This window comes from Vreelandella sp. L-15 (assembly GCF_056857635.1).
In genome coordinates, this window is record NZ_JBSXNN010000064.1 from 1 (window position 1) to 24,451 (window position 24,451).

Consider the following 24,451-nt stretch of genomic DNA (forward strand, 5'->3'; position numbering starts at 1 on the left):
AGCGCTCAGAGCACACAGGCGAGCGAATTCAGCGGAACGAAGCTCAGCCCGATAATGGGGGACAGGAACCGCCGTGGTACGGATCCGTTTGCCCGGTGGTGTGAGAGGACGGGGGAGGCGACTCCCCCTCCTACTCGATCCTAACACATAAACCCCAGCGAATGGCATGGCTGCCCTCTTGGCGGGGATAATGAAGCGGTTGGGCAGCAAGGCAAGTGAGTCAATTTGCGTCACTTATCCGACGCATGTGCCATTATTATACAGTATATTTGTATGGGTAATGATTTTGCAGCTTTATATTGCGCGCAATTGAAAGTGAATAAGTTTATGTTTTTTAACAGATATTTAATTTATGTGGTATTTTTGGCATTCTGGATGCCTTGACAAGATGTAAAGTTAGCCATTAGTCGTAGTCGCTTAATTGGTTTCCACCCTACGTCGACTGGCTCAATGTTAAAGGAGTAGTAATTTATGTTTTTCAAAGACAAAGAGTTAGCTAAAAAAGCTGCAGTGTTAGGTGTTGCTTTTGGTTTGGTAGCAAGTCCGATGGCATTTGCCCAAACATCCATTGAACTCAACAAAGACCGCTCTGCAGGACACGATGTGATGCAGCCTAACTCGCACAATACGTCAGGCCCGGCTCAGTACTCTGCTAGTGACTTGACCCGTAATGAAGGCGATACGCTGGACTACTCCACTTCAAGCAGCGTCAGCGATTCCAACAGCGTGGCTACCAGTAAAGCTGGCTATGATGCTAGCGAGCTGAACCGTGATGAAGGTGATGATCTTCGTTGGTAAGCGTTGATATTAATTCCACAAAAAACCCCGCTCCGGCGGGGTTTTTTGCGTATGGCTGTGTGTTCTAATGACGTGCGACAACATCTTGGGTGTCACGGTAGTGACCATCCCACATCAGCACCGCCCCCGCTACGGCGCCAGGAATTAAAAACAGATTGGCAAGCGGGATCCAGGTGACCAGCATGATCAGCCCGCCGAAGGTGAGGCTGGGCCACCAGCGGCGCGAAAGACGGCTGCGCATATCGCGAAACGTGACCTTGTTGTTATCCATCGGGTAATCAAGGTAAGTGATGGCCATCACCCAGGCGGAAAACAGTGCCCACAAGATCGGTGCCAACAGATTGAGGCCTGGTATCCAGCTGAGAATAAACAGCGCCGCCATGCGCGGCAGAATATAGCCCAGCTTGACCAGTTCGCGACCCAGTGCATCGATGGCCGTTTTAGCTAGCCCGCGATCATCCAACGGTTCCCGTCCTGTAGCCTGACGCTCGACTTTAGCGGCTAAAAAGCCGTAAAACGGCGCGGCAATCAGATGTGTCACCAGGGTGAAGGTAAAAAAGATCACCACCAAGAGGCTAACGAAGAAGAGCGGCCAGATAAGCCAAGAGAGCCACTCCAACCAGCTGGGGACCATGGTCATGGCACTGTCGAGCCAGCTATCAAAGCGGTTGAGCACCAAGCTTAGCATGCTGGCATACACGATGAGGTTGACCAGGATCGGCAGGAAAATGTAGCGCCGCAGCCCTTTTTGGTACACCAAACGTGTGCCTTGGCTCAGCGCCGTTATTGCATCCACCATGCTTGCTCCTTAAATAAAAACGCCCAGATGTGTCATCTGGGCGTATTGCAGGAGGAATTACCTGCTAGGTCAAGACTTTTTAAGCACCTTCTGCTCTAAGGTGTCGGGGTCGCTGTGGCGAATATCCAGGCCCTTCACCAGGTAGACCACGTACTCTGCCAGGTTATTGGCGTGGTCGCCCACACGCTCTAGTGCCCGCAGTACCCACATGATGCTGAGGACGGAGCTAATAGAGCGGGAGTCTTCCATCATAAAGGTCATTAGAGAGCGCATGGCGCTGCCGTATTCGTCATCCACCGACTCATCTTCACGCACAACCTGCATGGCAAGTTCGGTATCGAAGCGGGCAAAAGCCGTCAGTGCATCGCGCAGCATTTTACGCACGTGTTCACTGATGTGACGCACTTCGACCAGGCCACGAATGCCGCCGCTGTTTTCACTCAGCAGTAGGGCGTTGCGGGCAATTTTGCTCGCCTCATCGCCAATCCGCTCAAGGTCTGAGGTGGCACGAATAACGGCCAGCACCAGACGAAGGTCCGAGGCAGCCGGCTGGCGACGGGCCAGGACGCGAGTACACTCATCATCAATCTGCAGTTGCAGGTCGTTCACTTGGCGGTCGTTGTCACGCACTTTTTCGGCCAGACGGCTGTCGCCTTCCAACAGGGCGTGAACGGCGTCTTGTACCTGTTTTTCCACCAGACCGCCCATGGCCATCAGGTGGGTTTTCAGCTCTTCCAGCTCCTGGTTGAACTGGCGAGAGATATGCTGGCTGTGGCTATCGCTCGTAATATCCATTGAGCACTCCTGACGTAACGTCGGTTGGGCCTAGGTCATGCGGCCGGTAATGTAGTTTTCAGTGCGTTGTAAACGCGGGTTGGTGAACACTTGATCCGTTGGCCCGTATTCAACGAGTTCACCTTGCTGCAAAAAAGCCGTGTAGTCGGATACCCGTGCGGCTTGCTGCATATTGTGGGTAACCAGTACCAGCGTGAGCTGGGATTTCAGGTTACGAATTAGCTCTTCAATTTTAAGCGTAGAAATAGGGTCGAGCGCCGAGGCCGGCTCATCCAATAGCAATACATCGGGCTGTACGGCCAGCGTGCGGGCAATCACTAAGCGCTGCTGCTGCCCACCGGATAACTGCCACGCGGAACGGTGCAGGCGATCTTTCACCTCATCCCACAGGGCGGCTGAGGTGAGCGCCCACTCGATAATATCGTCGCGTTTGCGCTTAGGCAGGCGCCTCTGCAGGCGCAGCCCAAACGCCACGTTTTCATAGATCGACATCGGAAACGGGTTGGGCGTTTGAAACACCATGCCCACACGGCGTCGCAGCTCGGTAACGTTCATCTGCGGGGCGTGGATGTCCTGATCTTCTAACTGGATTTGCCCATGGTGCGTCACCGACTCATTCAGGTCATGCAGCCGATTAATCGCACGCAGCAAAGTAGATTTGCCACAGCCCGACGGGCCGATGAAAGCGGTGACTCGATGGCGAGGCACGTCAAGCGTTAGGTCGCGCAACGCCGTTTTCCCCGCATAAGCGAGGTGAAACTGGTTGATGCTCAAACAGCAGGTCTCGGCTGAAAATCGAGTTACCGGTGCTTGAGTTGGGTTGGCGGACGATAACGCTAGCATTCGTTCCCTCGTTGACGCCTTAAATAATGACGCAGAAATATGGCAGTTAGATTAAGCACCAGCACAATCAGCACTAACAGCAGAGCGGTGGCAAACACCAGTGGGATAGCGGCTTGGACATCTTCACCGTGAAAAGCGGTATCAAATAAATGATAGCCGAGGTGCATAAACTTGCGCTCTAGATGCAGATAGGGAAATTCGCCATCGACGGGCATTTGCGGGGCCAGTTTTGCCACGCCCACCAGCATCAGCGGGGCGACTTCCCCTGCGGCTCGAGCTACCGCCAAAATCACACCGGTGAGCATCGCGGGGGTGGCCATGGGCAGTACCACGCGGGTCAGCATCTCCAAACGGGTGGCACCCAGCGCCACTGCACCTTCCCGCTGGGCGTCGGGAATACGCGCTAGCCCCTCTTCGGTGGCTACGATGACGACCGGCAGCGTTAGCAGCGCCAGAGTCAACGATGCCCAGAGCAGGCCGCCGGTTCCAAAGGTGGGCGAGGGCAGCGCATCCTCAAAAAACCAGCTGTCGATGGAGCCACCGATGCCGTAAACAAACACTCCTAAGCCAAATACCCCGTATACAATTGAGGGTACCCCTGCGAGATTGCGCACGCCGATGCGCACTAAGCGGGTTAGGCGGTTCTGGTGCGCGATTTCATTCAGATAAATGGCGGCCAGCACGCCAAACGGTGTCACGATGACCGACATCAGGATCACCATCAGCACCGTCCCGAAAATAGCGGGCCAAACGCCGCCACCGGTATTGGCTGCACGCGGGCCTTCGCTGAGGAATTGCCAAATGCGCTCACTCCAGACGACGACTTTCTGCCCCCAGGACATGGCGTTGGGCGCTTGAAAAAGCGTGACGCCCGACAGCGGCTGGGTAATGGTGTGCCCATTGGCGGCGGTCAGTTGGAGTTGTGCGTTAGGGCGCTGGCTGTCGGGCAGTGTCAGGGCTCGAGCGACAAACGCCCAGGCGGCGTCATCCTCAAAATGCTGACCTTCGCTCTCTACGGCCTCCAGGCGGCCAATAAAGTCGCCCCAGGGGGAGCGCTCTAACCGGATGAGGTCGTCGGGCACGGCGACGGTGTCGATATCGTCCAGGGCCACCCAGCGCCAGCTTGCGCCGTCGATATCTCGGTTGCCGGTAAAGTAGAGCCGCTCTATGCCCGCTGTGTTAGGCAGAGGGGTTTCTCGCACCGGCTGGCCGATGACCGTTTCGCCTGAGTGAAGGGTGGCCTCTTCCAGCGCGGCGGGCCAAAAGTGGCCAAGTCCGCGCGTGGCGAGCAGGGTGAGCAGCGTGGCGAGCATCAGCAGCGACAAGGCAACGCTAGCGGCGCACAACCAGGGCCACAGCAGACTACCCATAGCGCTGATACGAGATGGGCGAAATGACCAGCGCATTAGAGTTTACCTCCTAAACGCTGATAGCGCCGCCGCAGACGTTGACGCACCACTTCCGCTAACGTATTGACTAAAAAGGTGAAGATAAACAAGGATAGCGCGGCAAAAATTAGTAGATGGTACGTAAGGCCTCCGGGAGAAGCTTCCGGCAGCTCAATCGCAATAGACGCAGAAAGCGAGCGTAGCCCTTCAAAGGGGCTGGCGCTAAAGAGAGCGGTGTTGCCGCTGGCCATTAACACAATCATGGTTTCGCCCACGGCGCGCCCGGCACCAATCATGACCGCTGAAAAGACCCCTGGCCCTGCTGTGGGGAGCGCCACCTTCCACAGCGCCTGCCAGCGGCTGGCCCCCAGTGCTTGGGCACCCTCCATTAAACTTGCGGGCACATCGGCAAGGGCGTCTTCTGCCAGCGAGTAGATGCTGGGAATCACCGCAAACCCCATGGCAATCCCCACAATTAGCGCGTTGCGAGTGGCGTAGTCCAGCCCGTACTGTTGGTCGAGCAGGCGGCGAAGATCGCCGCCGAACCACGCTTGCTCCATCAGCGGAGATAGCCATAAGGCCAGCGTGACCATGATGGCCAGCCACGGCATCAGCCAGACGCCTGCCCAAGAGAGCGGCAGCCACTGGCGCAGGCGGGCGTTGGCGAGATACCAGAGCCCGCCTGCCAATGCGGCGCTAAGCGGTAGCCAAACGATCACTAGCAAAGTGCTGGCTAAGTGACGCTCTACCCACGGCGCTAGCAGTAGCCCGGCAATAAAGCCCACCACCACGCCGGGGATGGCTTCCATCAGCTCAAGAATAGGTTTTACCCGGCTGCGCAGTCGTGTCGACATAAACAGCGCCGAATACATGGCCGCACCCAGCGCAATAGGCGTGGCAAACAGCATCGCGGCGAGGGCTGCTTTAAGAGTACCCCAGGCAAGCGGTGATAAGGTGCTGAGCGAAAACGCGTCACCAAACGCCAGCAGCGGCAGTGTTTCCCAAATAAGGAACACGCCAATGGCGAGGATAGCCAACAGAACACCAATACCACCGGCGGTGATTAGCCCGGTCGCAATACGGTCGTGGATAAGGCGCAGCGGCTGACGCAAAAAAGGAAGCCGTGGAGGAGTCATGTCGACATCATAAAGAAACGAGTGCCGTAGCAAAAAGTACGTACATGGCCGAAGCTTTATACCCTACGTCATGTTTATGACAGTTAAGTGACAGTTTAGTCGCCAAGCAGTAGAGGTGAGCGCTGGGTCTGAGGCAGAGGCACAAAGCCAGCGGCTTGTACAATTTGTTGCCCTTCATCCGAGAAAATCAGTTCAAGAAACGCCTGCTCGGCGGGCGGCAGTCTCTCACCGGGCGGCAGGTTAACGTAAAGGTAGAGATCCCGCGAGAGCGGGTAGGTATCGTCCTGAATTGTCGCCACGCTGGGGGTAATGGCAGTGCCTTTATCGTTGATCAGCGGTAGCGCGCGTACCATGGGATTTAAGTGGTTATAGCCCGCATAGCCCATGGCGTTGGGAGATTCGCCTACGGCGGCAATCACCGCTGAAGAGCCGGGGTGTTCGCTAATATCGCGGCGAAACTGGCCGTTACATAGCGCCTGTTCCTGAAATAGCCTATGGGTGCCCGAGGCTAAATTTCGGCCGTGCAGGGCAATTTTTCCATAGGGCCACTGATCTGCGGGCAGCAGGTCTTCCCAGCGGCGAATGGGTTGGGGTCCTCCGCAGTCCAGCGATGTGGAAAAGATGGCATCGGCCTGCTTGCGGGTTAGCGATGCCAGCGGGTTATGACGGTGAACCACCAGCAACAAGGCATCCCGAGCGACGCTCAGCTCGTGAGGGGGGTAGCCGTAACGTTCGATAAACTGCTGGCGCTCGCTCTCGGTCATCGGGCGCGACATCGGCCCAAAGCGCGTTGTGCCCGCCACCAAGGCGGTCGGTGCGCTGGCGGAACCACTCGCCTGGAACTGCAGCGTAATATCAGGGTAGCGGTGATGTAACGCTTCCCCCCAGCGTAGCATTAGCCCCGCCATGGTGTCGGAGCCAACCGCCCCTAAAGTGCCCCCAACAGGGCTTGGCTGCCCCCAAGCACAGGCGCAAAAAAATAGCAGCCCGCCTGCCAACCAGAGGCGGTAGTGTTGGTTAAACCTCAAGCGATAGCGCTTCAAACCATTGCCCTTCAAACGTCACCCCTCTTATGATTAACTATCGCCAGCCTGTTGCGATGCAGCAACACGACACTCATCCGTATCACCGAGTAACATCACAACAATAACCTTACAAAGCGACCACCTTATGACACCGCTGGACACCGATTTGGACGATGTACCCGCCCCAAAAGGGCAGCTCACCTTAAAGTTACTGGCTTCTCGACAAGATACCAATCTCTATGGCGATATTCCTGGCGGCTGGCTAGTCAATCAAATGGATCAAGCGGCGGAATTGGCCGCCGGGCGCGAAGCTGGTGGGCGTACTGCCACAGTGGCCATTGAAGCGATGGATTTCCTCAGCCCTGTGCGAGTGGGCTCTATGGTGAGCGTGTATACTCAAGTGCAAGACATTGGCCACAGCTCCATCAAAATTGATGTAGAGGTATGGGTGCGCCCGCCCCACGGCCGCCATATTGAAGAGCGCCAGAAAGTCACCGAAGCACGCTTTGTGATGGTGGCGCTGGACGACAATGGGCGTATTCGCGCCGTACACGGCTAAGCTTTCTGTCACTTGTTCTATCTACAAAGCAGCAAAAAGGGCGCCGAGGCGCCCTTTTGTCATTAGCCGAGTGTCATTAGCCGAGAACAGGTTATGCACCTACGTTGTCGCGGCTCTTCAGGTAAGCGTACTCACCCGCATCGCTAAACGGGCGCACCACTTTCTGGAATGCCGAGTAGGATTCGTAAACGCGGCGAGACTCTTCGTCGCTATCTACCTGACGCTGAATGGCCTCTTTAGACGACTCGTACAGCGCGGCCATCACGTCTTCCGGGAAGGTGCGCAGCTGCACACCGTGCTCTTCCACCAGGGTTTCCAGGGCCTGGGCGTTGCGGTAGGCAAGCTCGCTGATCATCGCTAGGTTAGAAGCGCGTGCCGCTTCGCGGATCACGTCCTGCAGGTCTTCCGGCAGCGCATTCCACGCATCCAGGTTGATGGTGCCTTCAAGGACGGCAGAGGGCTCGTTCCACACTGACGTGTAGTAGTAGTCTGCCACTTGGTGCAGGCCAAAGGCCAGGTCGTTATACGGACCCACCCAGTCAGCGGCGTCTAGCGCACCGGTTTGTAGCGAGGTGAAGATTTCTGAACCGGCCATGTTCACGGTGCTCACACCGATGCCGTTCATGGCTTCACCGGCGAGACCCGGCAGGCGCAGCTTCAGGCCCTGCATATCGTCGAGGGAGTTGATCTCTTTTTTGAACCAGCCCGCCATCTGTGTGCCGGTGTTACCCACGGCAAACGGCTTCAGGTTGTGGTTGGAGTAGATCTCATCCCACAGTTCTTGACCACCGCCGTGGTACAGCCAGGCGTTCATTTCAGTGGTGGTCATGCCAAATGGCACGGCGGTGAAGAACTGGGAAGCCGCGACTTTACCGCGCCAGTAGTAAGACGCGGAGTGACCCATTTCAGCCGTGCCAGCGGCGACGGCATCAAAGACTTCCAGTGCCGGTACCAGCTCGCCTGCACCGTGAACGCGAATGCGCATGCGGCCGTTAGAGAGCTGTTCCACACGACGAGCAAAGTCGTTAGCACCGGTACCCAGGGCGGGGAAGTTTTTCGGCCAGGAGGTGACCATATCCCAGGTGTAGGTTTCGTTAGCGCTGGCGGTAGAAACAAAGGGGGCAGCAGCGACACCGGCGGCACCCAGGCCGGCGGTTTTCAAAAATTGGCGGCGTTGCATGGCGGGCATGACTCCGAAATTATAGGCTGTTTTTTATAAGCGCAGTGAGCGCAGTGTCCGCCCGTCAGTATGCGCTAAGCAGCTTTTATAGGACAAGTGTCTGTCTTCCCTTGCCCTTTTTAGGCTTTAAAACGGCGATAGGTTTTAAAGCGGCGTAAGCTTGGCAAACCCGAGCACGAGCCACTTCACGCCGTTACCGTCGAAGCTTACCTGCACGCGAGCACGGGCACCTTCGCCCTCGGCGTTGAGAATAATCCCCTCACCAAATACCGGGTGCTCGACCCGCTGGCCGACATGCAGCGCAGGTAGCTCGCCGTCGCTCTCGATACTGGTTTGGGCGAAGCTTTGCCGCGATGCGGTTACCGGGCGGGAGATATGGCCCCTTAGGCGCACTTCTTCCAGCAGGTGGGGCGGCAGTTCGCGCAGAAAGCGCGAAGGGCGTGGAAACACCTCTTTGCCGTGCAGGCGTCGGGTTTCTGCGTGGGTCAGGTAGAGCTTCTGCATGGCGCGGGTAACGCCTACATAGCAAAGCCTACGCTCCTCCTCGAGCCGCCCCGGCTCCTCCACCGACATCTTATGCGGGAACAGCCCCTCCTCCACACCGGCGATAAACACAACGGGAAACTCTAGCCCTTTCGCTGAGTGCAGCGTCATCAGCTGCACGCTGTCCTCGAACTCCTCGGCTTCATGGTCGCCTGCGTTGAGGGCGGCTTCCGAAAGGAAGGCTTCCAGCGCGGCCATGCCTTCTCCGGCTTCCGGGGTTTCAAAGGCGTCTCCATGGGTGAAGGCGCGCGCGGCGTTGACCAGCTCTTCCAGGTTCTCGACCCGAGCCTGGCCTTTTTCACCGCGCTCGCTTTGGTGGTGTTCAATCAGCCCGGTGCGCGCCGTGACGTGGTCGATGATCTCGTGGAGCGGCAGCCCGGACGTGTCGTTGTCCAGCTGTTCGATCAAGTTGGTAAAGGCCTGCACGGCGTTGCCCGCCCGGCCTCTTAAGGTGCCATCCTGAATCGCGTCGTGGAGCGCCTGCCAGAGCGAAACGCCCTGTTCACGGGCGCGGTGGCGGACGATTTCCACCGTGCGGGTGCCAATGCCTCGGGTGGGCACGTTGATGACGCGTTCAAGGGAGGCGTCGTCGTCCCGGTTGAGCAGCAGGCGAAGGTAGGCCAGGGCGTTTTTGATCTCCAGCCGCTCATAAAAGCGGTGGCCGCCGTAGATGCGGTAGGGTATCCCCTGGCGAATCAGCGTCTCTTCCAGCAGTCGCGACTGGGCGTTGGAGCGGTATAGGATGGCGACATCACGACGGTTGAAGCCCTCCTCGATTTTCTCTTTGATGGTGTCGACGATGTAGCGGGCTTCTTCCAGGTCGTTGAACCCGGCATACACCGAGATCGGTTCGCCCTTGATACCATCGGTCCAGAGGTTTTTGCCCAACCGCTCGCTATTATGGCTGATCAGCGTATTGGCCGCTTCCAGAATCGCGCTGGTAGAGCGATAGTTCTGCTCCAGGCGCACGGTATGGGTGTTGGGAAACTCTTCTTCGAAGCGGCGAATGTTCTCGACCTTGGCGCCCCGCCAGCCGTAAATGGACTGGTCATCATCGCCGACCGCCGTCATCGGCGTTTGCTGGCCGGTGAGCAGTTTCAGCCAGGCGTACTGCAGGGTGTTGGTATCCTGAAACTCGTCCACCAGCACATGGCCAAAGCGCTCGCGATAGTGGTTCAGCAGCGGCGGGTTGTCGCGCAGAAGCTCTAGGCTGCGCAGCAGCAGCTCGCCGAAATCCACCAGCCCGCCTCGCTCGCAGGTGAACTGGTAGCGCTCGTAGAGCTCGACCATCTGGGCGAGGTACGCATCGCCATTGACGTTCACTTGATGGGGTCGCAGGCCCTCTTCCTTGCAACCAGAAATGAACCCCTGCACCTGGCGGGGCGGGAAGCGCTCGTCGTCGATCGAGTAATCTTTGAGCAGCCGTTTGATCAGCCGGAGCTGGTCGTCGGAGTCAATGATTTGAAAGTGTTGGGGCAAGCGGGCGTCTTGCCAGTGGGTGCGTAGCAGCCGGTGGGCAATGGAGTGGAACGTACCGACCCACACGTGGCGCATGGAAATACCCAGCAGCGCTTCTAAGCGCGTGCGCATTTCCCGTGCCGCTTTGTTGGTAAACGTGACCGCCAGCAGCGCATAAGGAGACAGCCCCTCGGCCTGCATCAGCCAGGCAATGCGGTGAACCAGCACGCGGGTTTTACCGGAGCCCGCGCCCGCCAATACCAGTAGGTTGCCCTGGGGGGCACTGACGGCCTCTCGCTGGGCGGGGTTGAGCTGATCGAGTATCGCCGTGACGTCGTCCATATAAGCCGCTGCCGGTTCGAAAAATGGGCGGCCAGTTTAGCACAGCCCGCCCACTGGCTGGGTATACAGCGTACGTCGCGTTGGGCTGCGTTTATTGATCGTCTGGGTAACGCAGCGTGGTCAGGCTCTTTTTCACCGCTTTGAGCTGTTCGGCAAGCTTGGGGCCGCGAGTTTTGGCCACGCCAACGGCCAGCACGTCGATCAGCACTAGATGCGCGATGCGCGAGCTGAGCGGCGTGTAAATCTCGGTATCTTCATGCACATCGATGAACAGCGGCAAGCTCACTTCGTGGGCCAGCGGAGACTCGCTGGGGCATAGGCCAATCACCGTAGCCCCCGCTTCGCGGGCCAGGCGAACGCTGGCCACCAGCGCCCGGGTTCGGCCTGTCTGCGAGATGGCGACCACCACGTCGCCCTCCTGCAGGGTCACCGCCGACATGTTCTGCATGTGCGGGTCGGCGTAGGCAGAGGTCGAGATCTGCAGGCGGAAAAACTTGTGCTGGGCATCGAAGGCCACCGCGCCGGAGGCGCCAAAGCCGTAGAACTCGACGCGATTGGCCATGGCCAGTGCATTGACGGCCTTGCCCAGCGCTTCGTTATCGAGCCGGTCGCGTACCGACAGCAGCGTGCCGACGGTGGAGTCAAAAATGCTGTGGGAGAACTCCGCCACTGAGTCGCTATCGTTCATGGAGAACTGGGCGAACTGACTACCACTGGCCAGCATCTGGGCTAGCTGAAGCTTGAAGTCCTGGAAACCGTTGCAGCCAAGGGCGCGGCAGAAGCGCACCACGGTGGGTTCGCTCACCTTTGCCTCGGTGGCAAGATCCACGATCCGCATATGAATCACTTCATCGGGGTTGCGCAGCACGAACCGCGCGACCTTTTGTTCGGAGCGACGGAAATGCTCCATGCGGCGTCTCATTTCATCGAACAGGGCGCGGCTCACGTTCAGCTCCTTAAATTCTTGATCGTGCTTATGCAGCCTAGGTGGCCACAGTATGCCTGAGTGACGCGAAGAGGGCAGCGGGAATCACCCGTAATGGCTGCCGTTTAAAGGGCGTTAACCCATTTCTTCAAGATTCGTCATCATTTTGTCAAGTAGGTTATAGTAAGAAGTGACGTGCCGCACTGCATCATTTAAAAATCAGTCGTCACGGATGCAGGTGGACGTAGGCAACTTCACCTGGAGGAGCGTCGATCATGAGAAACGTCGAACGAATGACCTCGGTAAAAAGCGAATTGCTCGACATATTCATGAGTATGGAGGTCGATGAGCATGCCCAACGTCGGCGCAGCGCCGCCCAGCGTAGCCTAAGGGCACGCAGAGGGATTGAGCTGCATCGGGAGTTTCAGAAACTATCGCGGGATATCGCTCCCATGCCGGACGATGACGAACCGCAAGAGAGCGAACTGCACTAACAACCGCGTGCGAAGAGACTGCCCCGCCGATTAGCGGGGCGGTGACGGCTTAGATCAAGCCGGCCACGAACACGGCGATGACACCTGCGGGCGCGACGAAGCGTGCGAGTATGTTCCATACGCCCACACCAGCGGCTGACAACCCAAGCTCAGTCTCGACACTCTTGCGCTCTAAACACCAAGCGGCGAATAGGATCGCTCCCAGGCCGGTCAGCGGCAGGAGAATCTTGCTGGTAAAGGTGTCGAGCAGGTCGAAGATATTCAAGCCAAAGAACAGCACCTCCGCCCATACGTTGAACGAGAGCAGGGCGGCAACGCCTAGCGCCCACACTGCAATACCGCTCGCAAACGTCGCTACCAAACGCGACATCGAGGTACGCTCTTCCAAGGTTTCCACCACCGGCTCCAGCAGCGAGATGGCAGAGGTCAGCGCTGCAAACGTAAGCAGCAGGAAGAACATCAGGCCGAGAATCGTACCGCCCGTCATGTTGCCGAACGCCAGCGGTAGCGTCACGAAGATCAGGCCGGGGCCTTCGCCTGCGCTCAAGCCGTTGGCAAACACGATCGGGAAGATCGCCAAGCCGGCCAGCAGGGCAATGGCGGTATCCAGTATGATCACGGTGCGCGCGGTGCTGATCAGGTTGACGTCTTCGCCCAGGTAAGAGCCGTAGGCCATCATGATGCCCATGCCCAGCGAGAGGGTGAAGAACGCTTGGCCCATGGCTGCTAGTACCACGCCGCCATTTAGCGCAGACCAGTCTGGGCTGAACATGAAGCTCAGGGTTTCACCGAAGTAGCCGCTGGTCATGCCGTAGCCGACCAGGATCAGCATCAGTACCACCAGCGCAGGCATCATGGTGCGCGCTGCGCTTTCCAGGCCTTTGGTGACGCCGCGGGCCACGATGCCGATCACCAGCACCATGAAGGCGGTGTGCCATAGCAGCAGTGTCGTCGGGCTGCCCAGCATGCCGCTGAACAGCGCACCAATGCTGTCCGCATCTTGGCCGTTGAAGGTGCCAATCACCGAGCTCAGCGTATAGTTCAACGACCAGCCGCCGATCACGCTATAAAACGACAAGATCAAGAAGGCGGCGAGAACACCGCTCACCCCGATCGTTGCCCAAGCGCGCGTCTTGCCGTGGCTAGCGGCCAAATCGGACATGGTGTTGATGGGATTTTTCTGGCCGCGACGGCCAATCATCCACTCGGCGACCAGAATGGGCAGGCCGACCAGTGCTACACAGGCCAAATAGACCAGAACGAAGGCGGCACCACCGCTGTCGCCCACCATGTACGAGAAACGCCAGATATTGCCCAGGCCAACGGCGGAGCCCGCCGCGGCCAGCACAAAGCCCATGCGAGATGACCACTGTGCATGCGCAAGTTTTGCCATAAATCACCTATGTGAAGTTCGATTGTAATGAGTCGTTGTCGGCGCACTGCACCGATTTTCGGAAATAGAAAGATTGCCAGCGTGCTTTTCCGAAAGAACGCGCAATTTATCCGATCATAGGGGGGCTTGCCAGTCAGCTCGTCTAAAAAGAGGCCTTAGAATAGCTGGCTCTGCTTTTCGTCAGCAAAAGGCTCGAGGGCCGGTAGTGAAATGCGCCGTTGGAGGGCGTGGTACAGGTGTCGAGCCATCTCTGGCGACGCTCGGTTATCGGCTGTATGCACAAATAAGAAAGGGCTTTTCCCCTGACTTATCCACAGGATGAGGCGGTCTACCCACGGCTCGAAGTAGCGAGTATTGATGGCTTTGTCAATATGGCCAATGAAGCGAATGATCGGTTGCTCTGCCGTGGAAAGCACGTGTAGCGGGAGTTTCGGCTTTTCCTGCTGAGCGTGAGCGAGACCTGCATGGCCATTGGCAGGGGTCGAGAACACGGGGCGCACATCGAGCATCACACGGTTGGCGCCATAAGTTATCAACAATTGGTTGAAGGCTTTCTCCTCCTCACCCTTGTGGAAAAAAACAGGGTGGCGCACCTCCACGGCGCAGGGCAGATGCGCTGGCCAGTGAGCGAGCAATGCTTCGAGTTTAGGTAGCTCTGCAGGGCCGAAATCACGCGGTAGCTGGACCATGGTTGGACCCAGCCGGTCATGGAGCGGCGTCAGTGCCTCTATAAACTCCCAGGCGGAGGCTAAACTGCCGAGACGCTGGTCGTGCGTCACGCTGGCGGGCAGTTTAAAACAAAAGCGAAAATGAGCGGGAGCTTGGCGCGCCCAGGCAGCGATGGTGTCGGGCTTAGGTGCGCCGCTGTAAAACGTCGTATTGCCCTCCACGCTGGAAAACACTGCCGCGTAATCACTGAGCAGGTCGGTTTTGGCTTGGCGCGGGTAGAGGCTGCCCTGCCAATCCTGATTGGCCCACATGGGCAAGCCGAGATAGAGCGGTAGCGGTGCGCGTGGGGCAGTCATCTAAGCGGTGGCCTTTGTCGAAACGTAGAATTGTCGAAACAGAAAGGCTTAGTGTAACCGTAACACCATGGGCTGTGGCGGGGGCTCAAGGCGTGTTAATGAAGATAACGGCCAAATTTATGCAATTTCCCCCGTCGCTGCAGCGCTACTATGGTAATCGTTATAACACTCACAAGATGGCCAACAGGAAGCCCCATGGATGCTGCTTATGTAAGCGCCGACGATATTCGCGATCAATTTTCCAAAGCGATGTCGGCGATGTATCAACAGGAAGTGCCGCAATATGGCACGTTGCTCTCGCTGGTAGAGAGCGTGAATCATGATGTGCTGGCAGAGGATGCCGCCTTAGCACATACGCTCGAAGCGTCAGACGAACTGGCGCGCCTTAGCGTTGAGCGCCATGGAGCGATCCGCGTTGGTTTGCCTGAAGAGCTGTCACTGCTACGGCGTATGTTTGCGGTGATGGGCATGCATCCCGTGGGGTATTACGACCTGGCTGCTGCCGGTGTACCGGTGCACTCCACGGCGTTTCGCCCGGTGGATGATGACGCCTTGAAGCGCAATCCCTTTCGTGTCTTTACCTCGCTGCTGCGGCTAGAGCTCATCGAAAACGCAGCGCTTCGCGAGCAGGCGCGGGAAATTCTCTCCCACCGTGAAATCGTCACCCCCGAGGCCCAGGCGCTAATCGCCCGCTGCGAAGAGCAGGGTGGCCTAAACGCGACCGATGCCAAGGCATTCGTGCAGGCCGCGCTCAATACGTTCCGCTGGCACCACGATGCCACCGCCGACCGCGCCACCTACGACCGTTTGCATCAAGAGCATCGGTTGATTGCCGACGTGGTGAGCTTTAGAGGCCCGCATATCAACCATTTAACCCCGCGCACCTTGGATATCGATGCAGTACAGCAGCAGATGCCGAGTGTGGGCATCGACCCTAAGGCGGTGATCGAAGGTCCGCCCCGTCGCCGCTGCCCGATTCTACTGCGCCAAACCAGTTTCAAAGCGCTGGAAGAGACCATTACCTTTGCCGACAGCGTGGCGGGACACCATACCGCCCGCTTCGGTGAAATCGAGCAGCGCGGGGTTGCTCTCACTCAAAAAGGACGCGCGCTATACGACCGCCTGCTGGCCAAGTCGCAGCAGTTGCCTCCCGCTAAAGATAACAGCGCTCATCAGGCGCAGCTGGCGGAAGTGTTCCAAGCATTCCCAGACGACCACGCCACGCTACGTCGTGAAGGGCTGGCGTTCTTCCACTATCACGCCGTGCCGGGTACCACTGCATCACTACCCGCGCAGATTAACCCGGATACCCTTGACGCACTCATCGAGCAAGGCGCGCTGACTTGCCAGCCCATGATTTATGAGGACTTTCTGCCGGTTAGCGCGGCGGGCATCTTCCAGTCGAACCTGGGCGGCGAGCAGCGCGATGAATACGCAAGCCAAGCCAACCAAGCCCAATTCGAGCGTGACCTGGGGGCCTCCGTGATTGATGAAATTGCGCTGTATGCACAGCGCCAGCAGGCATCACTGGACAAGGCGCTGGCGGTGCTTGCGGGAAGGTGTTAGAACGAGGCGACAAATGCAACACGGCTAACCACATCACCGAAGGAGTGCGCTATGCAGCAGGGCAAAGTATTGGTGTTACATGGGCCTAATCTCAACTTATTAGGCACGCGTCAGCCAGAGATTTATGGCTATGACACACTCGACGATGTGAATAACCTGCTGCGCGAAAAAGCGGTAATGGCAGGCTGGGAGATCACCTGCCTGCAAAGTAACCATGAAGGTGCGCTCATCGACGCCATTCACGCAGCGAGGGTAGATGGCACGCAGGCCATCATTATCAATCCGGCGGCCTATACTCATACCTCGGTAGCGATCCTCGATGCATTGAACGCCTTTGATGGCCAGGTCATCGAAGTCCATCTCTCCAACGTGCATAAGCGCGAGTCGTTTCGCCACCACTCCTATGTCTCGCTACGGGCCGATGGCGTGATTGCTGGCCTAGGCGTGCAGGGATATAAAGCGGCGCTAGAGGCGGTGATGGCTGCCTCCCATCAATAATATAACTCCTTTGTATCGTTAGCCCTTGGCGTTTCATTGGCTTGGTGAGGTTAAAAGGCGTATGGCTAAATTTTTCCGGGAATTCCGCGAGTTTGCCGTTAAGGGCAATGTGATTGATATGGCGGTAGGTATCATCATTGGCGGGGCATTTACGCTGATTGTGCAAAGTCTCGTCAAGGACGTAATGAACCCGCTGATTGGCTTGCTGGTGGGTGGAATCGATTTTTCGAATCTGTTCGTCGTATTGCGGGAAGGCGTGGCGGGAGCGCCCTATGCCACCTTGGCGGAAGCTCAAGCGGCAGGGGCAGTGACGCTGAACGTGGGGCTGTTTATCAACGCGGTGGTGAGCTTCTCCATCGTCGCGTTCGTGGTGTTTTTGCTGGTGCGTACCATCAACCGCTTAAAGCGCGAAGAGGCGGTGGCACCGGCAGACCCGACCGAAAAGCCCTGCCCTTACTGTTTTATGGTGGTGCCAATCAAGGCCGTTCGCTGTGGTCACTGTACGTCTGAGCTACAGGCGGCGGCCCCAGAGAAGCCTACCGAGAGCGTGTAGCGAAGCGTCATTAAAAAAGGGTGCCCGTGGGCACCCTTTTTGCATTACAGAAGGCAGTTACGCCGTCTTTTTCGCTGCTTTCTTATCGCTTTGCGTGCTGTCACTGGCATCGCTGGGTTGGGGCAACGATGGCAGAGATTTGGCTAGCATATCAACACTGTGACGATAGTAGAGCTGGCTCTTGTTGTGCTCGCCTAGGCTTGCGTAGAGGCGAGCAAGCTCGGCACACACTTCGCCATTGGGGCGCTGGCGCTGGCTGGCTTCAAAGTATTCCAGCGCTTTTTCCCACTGGCCAACACGTAGTGACAGGCGTCCACAGGCGAGCAGCAGCTCGGGGTCGTTGGGGCGCTCTTGTAGCCACTTTTCGGCCTTGGCGAGCTGGCGAGCGGCATCGACATTGAGCAGGCCGTAGCGCTTGACCAAGCGGGCGTCCCAGTGGTTATCCAGCGAGTGGTTCAGCAGACGCTCGGCAATCGGCTCTTCGTTGGCATGTAGCAGTGCCTCGGTATAGAGCACGATCAGCTCGGTATTGCCGCGCAGGTAGTCGGGCATATCCGCCCACAGCCCGCGAACCCGTTCGATATTGGTAGGGTTCTTCGCTTCGAAGATGATCAGCTCGCGATACGCTTTGAATTCCAGCTGTTCGCGCTCTTGCTGGGTAATCAGCTTCTGCGCGGCCAGACGTGGAATTAGGCGGCGCAGGCCTTCCCAGTCGTTGACGCTCAGGTGTACCTGCTTCAAAAGCTTCAGTACCTGAGGGTGATTGGTGAGCTGCTTATCCAGGCGAGTGAGAATTGCCAGAGCCTCTTCCGGCTGCTGACGGTCAATCATCAGCTGCGCCTGCATCAGGCCAACGGCGGTATCCGCGCCGTCGGTGGTCAGCTGGGCCTGGTTCAGATGCTCCTGGGACTTCTCGTGGTCGCCCTGATAGTGGGCTGCCAGCGCGGCCGATAGGTAGTTCACCAGCGGTGTGCTGGAGTCGTCGGCGGCGCGCACCAAGGTTTTCTCGGCTTTTTTCCAGCGGCCTTCGGTGAGTGCCACCAAACCACGCACGGTGCGTTTCATGGCGCGACGGTTACGGGCGCGGCTGTTCCAGGTACGGAAGCGACCAACCGGGCGAATAATGCCGGTAAGCAGGCGTAGCGCGAAGTGCAGCACAATAAAGGCACCCAGTAGCAGCACCAGACCAAACCAGAACGAGGTTTGAACCGAGGTGTCGCCCACTCGAATCAGCCAGTAACCGGGCACTGACATCATCAGGTGCCCAAAGAGCGCGCCAACCGCAAGGCCCGCGATGATCAGCAGGATGAGTTTTCTCATGCATCACCTCCATCCTGACGACGCGACTCGAAACGGTTGTCGATGAAGCTGGCCAGCGCTTGCTGTGAGGCGCTGATATCCGGCAGCTCGGGCTTTACTTCGGCCTGCTTCAGCTCTTGAAGGCGGGCTATGACGCTCTGGGTCTCTTCACGCTCGGTGTCGTAGTAGCCGTTCAGCAGCTCCAGGGCTTTGTCGATGCTCGCTTCGTACAGCTCGGGCTCCTCTTTGAGCAGCGCTAGCTGAGACTGCTCGAGAATCAGGCGCAGGCTCTGGCGCAGGTAGGACTCCTGCTCCGGCGTGATCAACGCTTCCAGTGCTTCATCGTGCTGACGAATGACCACGAGATCTTTTAGCTCTTCACCGAAGCGGGCGAGCTGGCGCTGGAAAGTGCCGGTAGGCGGCTGCTCAATGCTCGACGTCACGGCGCGTTCTTCGATCTCTTGAGATAGGCGCAGACCCGCTACGCGCTCTTGCTGGGCATTCAGAGCTAAGTAAATGCCTGTGCGGTCCACTTGAGGAACGGCGTCCAGCGCGGCGAGCTCGTTGGCAATTTCACGACGCACGGGCGTTAGCGCCGGGTTATCGGCATCGGCCAGACGGGCATCGGCGGTGCGCAGCAGAGCGGCGGCACCTTCCACATCACCCTCCAGCTGCAGGCGCTGATTCGCCAAACGCAGCAAGTAGGCCGCTTCGGCGTGAAGCCAATCGCGCTCGTCGGTGTCCTGCTCTTGTGAGAGCTGCGTCAGCACCTCGTCCAGCGTGCTGTTGATGTCGCTGCGATAGCTATCCAGCTCGCTGCGCAGTTCGCTCACGGTACTCTCCAGCGCTTGGCTTCGTTCGGCTTCGCCCTCTTCGATCCGTGACTCAAGCTCGCTGACCGCTTGCTGGGAAGCGCTGTTTTGCGCTTGCTGGGCCAATTCGTCCAGGCGCTGCTGCTGACTATCCAAGCGCTGCCAGCCTTGCCAAGTGATCAGGCCCAGGGCGAGTGCCAGGATAATCACCAGGGCAATGGCTACGCCGCCACCTTTGCTGCTGCCGCCACCGGTAGAGGAGGGCGGAGTCGGCTTGCCTGGGCCTCTAGTAGCGGATGTACTGCCGCTTTTCGAGGAGGTGGACGCTGCAGGTGTTGCTGTGGCGGTCGGCTTGGTGTCTGCTGCCGTCGCTTTGGTATCTTTTGGGGCGTTGGCCTGCGCAGTGCTTGCCGTGCCAGACGTGGGTGCACTGGCATTTGAAGCGCTGGTAGTCGAAGCGCTTGAGCCACCTTTGTTGCGGCGGCGCGAGCGGCTGTTCTTAGCCGCGTAAGAGGAGGAGGCGCTGCCAGCAGTCGACTCGCTTTTCGCCGATGATGCCGTAGTATCGCTCGGTTGCGCGTTATCTTGGGATGCATCGGCAGACGTGTTGTTAACGCCTTCCTGCTCGTTTGGTTGTTTGCTCATCTGTCGCTAGCCCTTATTAAGTTCCTTGATCGACATCGGCACCCTATGGGTTGCAGGACCGATCCAACGCGGCCACCAGCGCAGCCGGCGTTGCTCCCGACGCCACCTTGAGGTCACAAAAACCCAGTTTACCGGCCAGTGTAGCTAAACGGTGACTGGAAACGATTAGCGGTTGGTTCAACGCTGCTGGACCACACCATTTTGCCAGATATTCAAGCAGTTCGCCGCTGGTGACGATGAGCGCCCGGTAGGCACCTGTGGCGAGGCGCTTTTGCATCGCTGGCGAAGGCGGCTGATAAACCCGCCGATAGACCGCCAGCCGGGTAATAGTGGCCCCGCGTGCCGCTAGAGTGTCGGCGATCAGCGTGCGGCCGCCTTCTCCTGCCACCAGCAGCACTCGTTGATGTGCTAGGTGGCGAAGCGACGCTAGCGAAAGCAGCGCTTCGCTGGTGTCTTCACCCTGCTGGGGCGGAGGAATACGTACCCGAACCCCAAGCTGATCGAACAGTATGCTGGCAGTGCCCCGTCCAACGCTATAGTAATCAATACCGATAGGTCGCTGTGGCCAGTAGCGATCCAGCGCCTCGCTTAAACAGTAAGCGGCAAAGGGGCTGACCACCACTATCTTATGGTACTGATCAATATCCAACCAGACTTGGCGCTGCGTAGCATCTTCAGGCAGCGCTTCCAGATGCATCACGTCAAGCGACTCCACCCAGCCTTTGCTTGCCCGCAGGGCATCAGCCAGCGTTTCGCCCCGCTCCCCTGGGCGGCAAATCAGTACCGGCTGGCTCATACGTTGCGGCCGTAAACCTCTGCCAAGATATCGCCGGCGCCTTGATCCAGCAGCTCTTCGGCAATACGAATGCCGAGCGCTTCCGGCTCATGGATAGAGCCACGGCCCTCGGCACGCAGTACCTCGGTGCCCTCTGGGTTGCCCACTAGCCCGCGCAGCCACAGGGTATCGTTGGCTTTATCCAGTACGGCGTGCCCGGCAATCGGTACTTGGCAGCCACCTTCCAGGCGCGTGTTCATGGCGCGCTCGGCGCGCACGCGGGTGGCGGTATCCTGATCGTCCAAGGGGGCCAGTAGCGCAATCAATTCGGGGTCGTGCAAGCGACATTCGATGCCTAGTGCGCCCTGGCCGCAGGCGGGCAAGCAGATTTCAGGGGGCAGTGCTTGGGCGATTCGCGCATCGAGCCCCAGGCGCTGCAGGCCAGAGGTGGCCAGAATGATAGCGTCGAACTCGCCATCGTCGAGCTTCCCAAGGCGAGTCTGGACGTTGCCGCGCAGGTTGAGGATTTGCAGGTCCGGACGGGCTTCACGTATTTGTAGGCCACGACGTAGGCTGGCGGTACCGATGCGCGCACCTTCGGGCAGCTCGTCGATGCTGTTATAGTGGTTGGACACGAATGCATCGGTGGGGTCTGCCCCATCTAAAATCACCGATAGCCCCAAGCCTTCGGGGAAGTGCATGGGTACGTCTTTCATGGAGTGAACGGCAATATCGGCGCGTCCATCCAGCATGGCGTCTTCAAGCTCCTTGACGAATAGCCCTTTGCCACCAATTTTGGAGAGAGGCGTATCGAGAATTTTGTCGCCTTTGGTGGAGAGGGGGACAAGCTCAACTTCCAGACCGCTATGTGCCGCCATCAAGCGGTCGCGGACGTACTCGGCCTGCCACATGGCCAACTGACTTTTACGCGTGGCAATGCGCAATTTAGTGATGGATGACACCTGATTCTCCCTTTGCCGCTGACACGGCGCGTCGAACTGTGATAATTCTCATCATAAAGCACCCAGCCACACAGTAAAAATAACCGGCCGAATTTAGGGCCAGCGCTGAACGCGTTTAACGCCTGTTAGGAAATGCCATGCCCCCTGTTGAACCGCAAGGTAAGCTAGACCAATTCTTTCTGCTTTCGCAGGATTTGTTCTGCTGCATCGACTTTGCGGGCACGCTGCTCAGCATCAACCCAACCTTTGAGTCGTTACTGGGTTACCAAGCAGAAGCGCTGCTGGGTAGGCCCTGTGGTGTCGTGGTAGAGCCGCGTGATCATCCCGTTATCGAAGCAGCGTTGGCAAGGGTATGCCGGGGTGAAAAAATTAATGCCTTCGATATTTGTGCGTTAGCGGTAGATGGTAGGCGCGTTTGGTTGGAAGTGTCCGCTTCTGCCGGTGAGCAGGTGATTTATGTGATTGCCCGAGATATTTCTCGTCGCAAAGCGGTGGAAAAGCAGCTACGGCGCAATCAGCGGCTGTTCCGTATTGCCGGTGAGACAGCGCATATAGGCGGCTGGTATATGGATTTAGCGGTGGGGCTGCCGATCTGGTCGGAGGAGGTGTGCCGCCTTCACGATATGCCTGTTGGCCACCAGCCCACGCTGGAGGAGGCGATTGCTTTTTACACGCCAAGCTCTCGGTCGCGTATTCAAGCCGTGTTTACCAACTGCTGTGAGAAGGGGATAAGTTTTGACGAAGAGCTGGAGATTATTACCCAGCAGGGGCGACGGCGTTGGGTGCGAGTGATTGGCCGAGCGGTGCGCGATGAGCTAGGAAAAATTATTCAAGCTCAGGGCTCTACTCAGGATATTACCGAGCGCAAAGACACTGAACGGCAGTTGGCGCTGCTGGAGCGCAGCGTGGAGTCTAGCACCAATGGCGTGGTCATTGTGGATGCTCAGCGCCCTGATCTGCCGATAGTGTATGTGAACGCTGCCTTTGAGCGCATCACCGGCTACTCGCGAGAGGCCGCGCTGGGCCGCAACTGCCGTTTTCTACAAGGAATCGACACGGACCCTGCGACCCAGGTGCAATTGCGCAAAGGCATCAAAGAGCAGCGCGATGTGCACGTGGTGATTCGCAACTATCGCCGTAACGGCGCGCCTTTCTGGAACGATCTTTATATCTCCCCGGTGCGCGATGAAGCTGGCGTAGTCACACATTTTATCGGCGCGCAAAACGATATTACCGCCCAGCGAGAGTATCAGGCCCAGCTGAGCCATAACGCCAATCACGATGCGCTGACCGGGCTGCCCAACCGGCTGTTGCTGGACCAGCGCCTTGCCCAAGGTTGTTTGTTAGCCAGGCGCTACCAGCGTTATTTAGCAGTGCTGTTCATTGATTTAGACGACTTTAAGCCAATCAATGACACCCTCGGCCATGAAGTGGGCGACTATATTTTGCTAGAGGTCGCCAAGCGCTTGGAGGAGGAGCTGCGCCCCTGGGACACCGTGGCCCGATTTGGCGGCGATGAGTTTATCGTGCTGTTGCCGGATTTAGCCCACGAAGACGATGTCTTACAGGTGGTCGAGCGGCTGCTGGCACGAGTTTCGGCACCTTACTGGTATCGCAGCAACGAGCTAAGAATTACTGCCAGTATTGGGATTGCCACCAACGATGGCACTATTCAAACGCCGCGTCAGCTCATTCAGCAGGCCGACCTTGCCATGCACAAGGCCAAACGCAGGGGGCGCAACACCTTTCAGTGGTATACCGACGAACTTAACCGCAAGGTCACCGAGCGGGTGAATTTGCGCCATGCCCTGCAGCAGGCCATTGAGCAGGAGCAGTTTGAGCTCCATTACCAGCCGCAAATTCACCATAGCGGGCGGGTCGCTGGAGTTGAAGCGTTGGTCCGTTGGTACCACCCAGAGCGTGGCAACATCCCGCCAGGGCAGTTTATTCCTTTGGCCGAGGATACCGGGCAGATTATTCCCATCAGTGAGTGGGTGATGGAAACCGCCTGCCGCGATGCGGTGGTGCTCAATGCCGAAAGCGCGACCCCCATAACCATGGCGATTAACGTATCACCCATGCAGTTTCAGCGCCCAGGATTTTTAGACTCCGTAAAGCAGGTGCTGGCGCGTAGTGGCTTGCCCCCCGCGCTATTAGAGCTGGAGCTGACCGAAGGTGTATTAATGGATAGCGCCGAACACACCATTCAGGCTTTACAGGCCCTGCGCCAACTGGGCGTGCACATTGCGCTGGATGACTTTGGCACCGGTTTCTCAAGCCTTAGCTATCTAAAACGCCTACCCATCAATAAGCTGAAGGTTGACCGCTCGTTTGTGGGCGATGTGGCCGTTGATTCCCGTGACGCCGCTATTGTAGAGGGCGTTGTCACCATGGCAGATAAGCTGGGACTCGAGGTGTTAATTGAAGGCGTTGAAACCGCCGAGCAGTTTCACTTCCTGCGTACCCTGCAGTGCGACCATTTCCAAGGCTACTACTTTGCTCGTCCCATGGCCTTGAGTGCGCTGAAGGCATATTTGAAAACGCCGCTAGTAGTCGTTGCTAGCCAAGAATCTCCTACCTCGTTATAAACACTGCCATAAAACGGCATGCCGCTCTACGCAGTGACTCTGGTACACTT

At 57.9% G+C, this 24,451-nt stretch carries 22 protein-coding genes; 7 read left to right on the plus strand and 15 right to left on the minus strand.

Annotated elements, in window-relative coordinates; translation table 11 throughout:
• Nucleotides 1-471 precede the first annotated feature (471 nt).
• Entirely contained in the window at nt 472-798 is a 327-nt protein-coding gene (locus AC13CY_RS09380; RefSeq protein ID WP_044629306.1) for a hypothetical protein, read from the plus strand.
• Nucleotides 799-862: 64 nt separating this feature from the next.
• Here AC13CY_RS09380 and cysZ read toward each other — a convergent pair whose 3' ends face one another.
• From cysZ to AC13CY_RS09410, 6 genes are all read right to left on the minus strand, one after another.
• Nucleotides 863-1,597 carry a sulfate transporter CysZ gene (gene cysZ, locus AC13CY_RS09385; RefSeq protein WP_062374498.1) on the minus strand — a complete coding sequence of 245 codons (735 nt, stop codon included), beginning with the start codon at nt 1,595-1,597 and terminating at the stop codon, nt 863-865.
• 69 nt (nt 1,598-1,666) lie between these two features.
• Nucleotides 1,667-2,392 (minus strand): phosphate signaling complex protein PhoU, encoded by a 726-nt coding sequence (gene phoU / locus AC13CY_RS09390; RefSeq protein ID WP_044629308.1) that lies wholly within the window; start codon nt 2,390-2,392, stop codon nt 1,667-1,669.
• A 30-nt stretch (nt 2,393-2,422) separates the two neighbouring features.
• Nucleotides 2,423-3,235, minus strand: a complete 813-nt coding sequence (gene pstB, locus AC13CY_RS09395; RefSeq protein WP_172515111.1) for a phosphate ABC transporter ATP-binding protein PstB — start codon at nt 3,233-3,235, stop codon at nt 2,423-2,425.
• On the minus strand, nt 3,229-4,641 hold the full coding sequence (pstA, locus tag AC13CY_RS09400; protein ID WP_062374500.1) for a phosphate ABC transporter permease PstA: 1,413 nt from the start codon (nt 4,639-4,641) through the stop codon (nt 3,229-3,231). Before pstA ends, pstB begins: the two co-directional genes overlap by 7 nt.
• Nucleotides 4,641-5,759 carry an ABC transporter permease subunit gene (locus tag AC13CY_RS09405; RefSeq protein ID WP_044629311.1) on the minus strand — a complete coding sequence of 373 codons (1,119 nt, stop codon included), beginning with the start codon at nt 5,757-5,759 and terminating at the stop codon, nt 4,641-4,643. Before AC13CY_RS09405 ends, pstA begins: the two co-directional genes overlap by 1 nt.
• A gap of 95 nt (nt 5,760-5,854) precedes the next feature.
• Entirely contained in the window at nt 5,855-6,787 is a 933-nt protein-coding gene (locus AC13CY_RS09410; protein ID WP_390624432.1) for a PstS family phosphate ABC transporter substrate-binding protein, read from the minus strand.
• Between the two features lie 142 nt (nt 6,788-6,929).
• On the opposite strand from AC13CY_RS09410, the gene AC13CY_RS09415 reads away from it, so the two are divergent.
• Nucleotides 6,930-7,343, plus strand: coding sequence for an acyl-CoA thioesterase (locus AC13CY_RS09415; RefSeq protein ID WP_058577681.1), 414 nt, complete (start codon nt 6,930-6,932; stop codon nt 7,341-7,343).
• A gap of 91 nt (nt 7,344-7,434) precedes the next feature.
• On the opposite strand, the gene AC13CY_RS09420 is transcribed toward AC13CY_RS09415, so the two are convergent.
• The 3 genes from AC13CY_RS09420 to hexR form a co-directional block, all read right to left on the minus strand.
• Nucleotides 7,435-8,523 carry a TRAP transporter substrate-binding protein gene (locus AC13CY_RS09420; protein ID WP_062374504.1) on the minus strand — a complete coding sequence of 363 codons (1,089 nt, stop codon included), beginning with the start codon at nt 8,521-8,523 and terminating at the stop codon, nt 7,435-7,437.
• A 144-nt stretch (nt 8,524-8,667) separates the two neighbouring features.
• A complete protein-coding gene (gene uvrD / locus AC13CY_RS09425; RefSeq protein ID WP_483052483.1) occupies nt 8,668-10,866 on the minus strand; it encodes a DNA helicase II in 2,199 nt (732 codons plus the stop codon).
• Between the two features lie 91 nt (nt 10,867-10,957).
• Entirely contained in the window at nt 10,958-11,812 is an 855-nt protein-coding gene (hexR, locus tag AC13CY_RS09430) for a transcriptional regulator HexR (protein ID WP_483052484.1), read from the minus strand.
• A 254-nt stretch (nt 11,813-12,066) separates the two neighbouring features.
• Between hexR and AC13CY_RS09435 the strand changes: the two genes are divergently transcribed.
• The gene (locus AC13CY_RS09435; RefSeq protein WP_044629316.1) at nt 12,067-12,285 is read left to right on the plus strand and encodes a PA3496 family putative envelope integrity protein; all 219 of its coding nucleotides are present in this window, start codon (nt 12,067-12,069) and stop codon (nt 12,283-12,285) included.
• A 49-nt stretch (nt 12,286-12,334) separates the two neighbouring features.
• On the opposite strand, the gene AC13CY_RS09440 is transcribed toward AC13CY_RS09435, so the two are convergent.
• A complete protein-coding gene (locus AC13CY_RS09440) occupies nt 12,335-13,678 on the minus strand; it encodes a sodium-dependent transporter (protein WP_062359251.1) in 1,344 nt (447 codons plus the stop codon).
• A 155-nt stretch (nt 13,679-13,833) separates the two neighbouring features.
• Nucleotides 13,834-14,703, minus strand: coding sequence for a DUF72 domain-containing protein (locus AC13CY_RS09445; protein WP_483052485.1), 870 nt, complete (start codon nt 14,701-14,703; stop codon nt 13,834-13,836).
• A gap of 195 nt (nt 14,704-14,898) precedes the next feature.
• On the opposite strand from AC13CY_RS09445, the gene hglS reads away from it, so the two are divergent.
• The 3 genes from hglS (at nt 14,899) to mscL (ending at nt 17,320) form a co-directional block, all read left to right on the plus strand.
• Nucleotides 14,899-16,269 carry a 2-oxoadipate dioxygenase/decarboxylase HglS gene (hglS, locus tag AC13CY_RS09450; RefSeq protein WP_074211270.1) on the plus strand — a complete coding sequence of 457 codons (1,371 nt, stop codon included), beginning with the start codon at nt 14,899-14,901 and terminating at the stop codon, nt 16,267-16,269.
• A 51-nt stretch (nt 16,270-16,320) separates the two neighbouring features.
• On the plus strand, nt 16,321-16,767 hold the full coding sequence (gene aroQ / locus AC13CY_RS09455) for a type II 3-dehydroquinate dehydratase (RefSeq protein WP_054644913.1): 447 nt from the start codon (nt 16,321-16,323) through the stop codon (nt 16,765-16,767).
• A gap of 61 nt (nt 16,768-16,828) precedes the next feature.
• Nucleotides 16,829-17,320: a large conductance mechanosensitive channel protein MscL gene (gene mscL, locus AC13CY_RS09460; RefSeq protein ID WP_062359245.1), complete on the plus strand. Its 492-nt coding sequence runs from the start codon at nt 16,829-16,831 to the stop codon at nt 17,318-17,320.
• A 57-nt stretch (nt 17,321-17,377) separates the two neighbouring features.
• Here mscL and AC13CY_RS09465 read toward each other — a convergent pair whose 3' ends face one another.
• Genes AC13CY_RS09465 through hemC form a run of 4 tightly spaced genes read right to left on the minus strand, consistent with a single transcriptional unit; the run spans nt 17,378 to nt 21,813 of the window.
• Nucleotides 17,378-18,640 (minus strand): heme biosynthesis HemY N-terminal domain-containing protein, encoded by a 1,263-nt coding sequence (locus tag AC13CY_RS09465; RefSeq protein ID WP_062359244.1) that lies wholly within the window; start codon nt 18,638-18,640, stop codon nt 17,378-17,380.
• Entirely contained in the window at nt 18,637-20,076 is a 1,440-nt protein-coding gene (locus AC13CY_RS09470) for a uroporphyrinogen-III C-methyltransferase (RefSeq protein WP_170968103.1), read from the minus strand. Before AC13CY_RS09470 ends, AC13CY_RS09465 begins: the two co-directional genes overlap by 4 nt.
• Nucleotides 20,077-20,119: 43 nt before the next feature.
• Nucleotides 20,120-20,872: a uroporphyrinogen-III synthase gene (locus tag AC13CY_RS09475; RefSeq protein WP_137093802.1), complete on the minus strand. Its 753-nt coding sequence runs from the start codon at nt 20,870-20,872 to the stop codon at nt 20,120-20,122.
• A complete protein-coding gene (hemC, locus tag AC13CY_RS09480; RefSeq protein ID WP_172515109.1) occupies nt 20,869-21,813 on the minus strand; it encodes a hydroxymethylbilane synthase in 945 nt (314 codons plus the stop codon). The genes AC13CY_RS09475 and hemC overlap by 4 nt, the downstream gene beginning before the upstream one ends.
• 137 nt (nt 21,814-21,950) lie before the next feature.
• Between hemC and AC13CY_RS09485 the strand changes: the two genes are divergently transcribed.
• Nucleotides 21,951-24,401 (plus strand): sensor domain-containing protein, encoded by a 2,451-nt coding sequence (locus tag AC13CY_RS09485; protein ID WP_483052486.1) that lies wholly within the window; start codon nt 21,951-21,953, stop codon nt 24,399-24,401.
• Nucleotides 24,402-24,451: the final 50 nt, after the last annotated feature.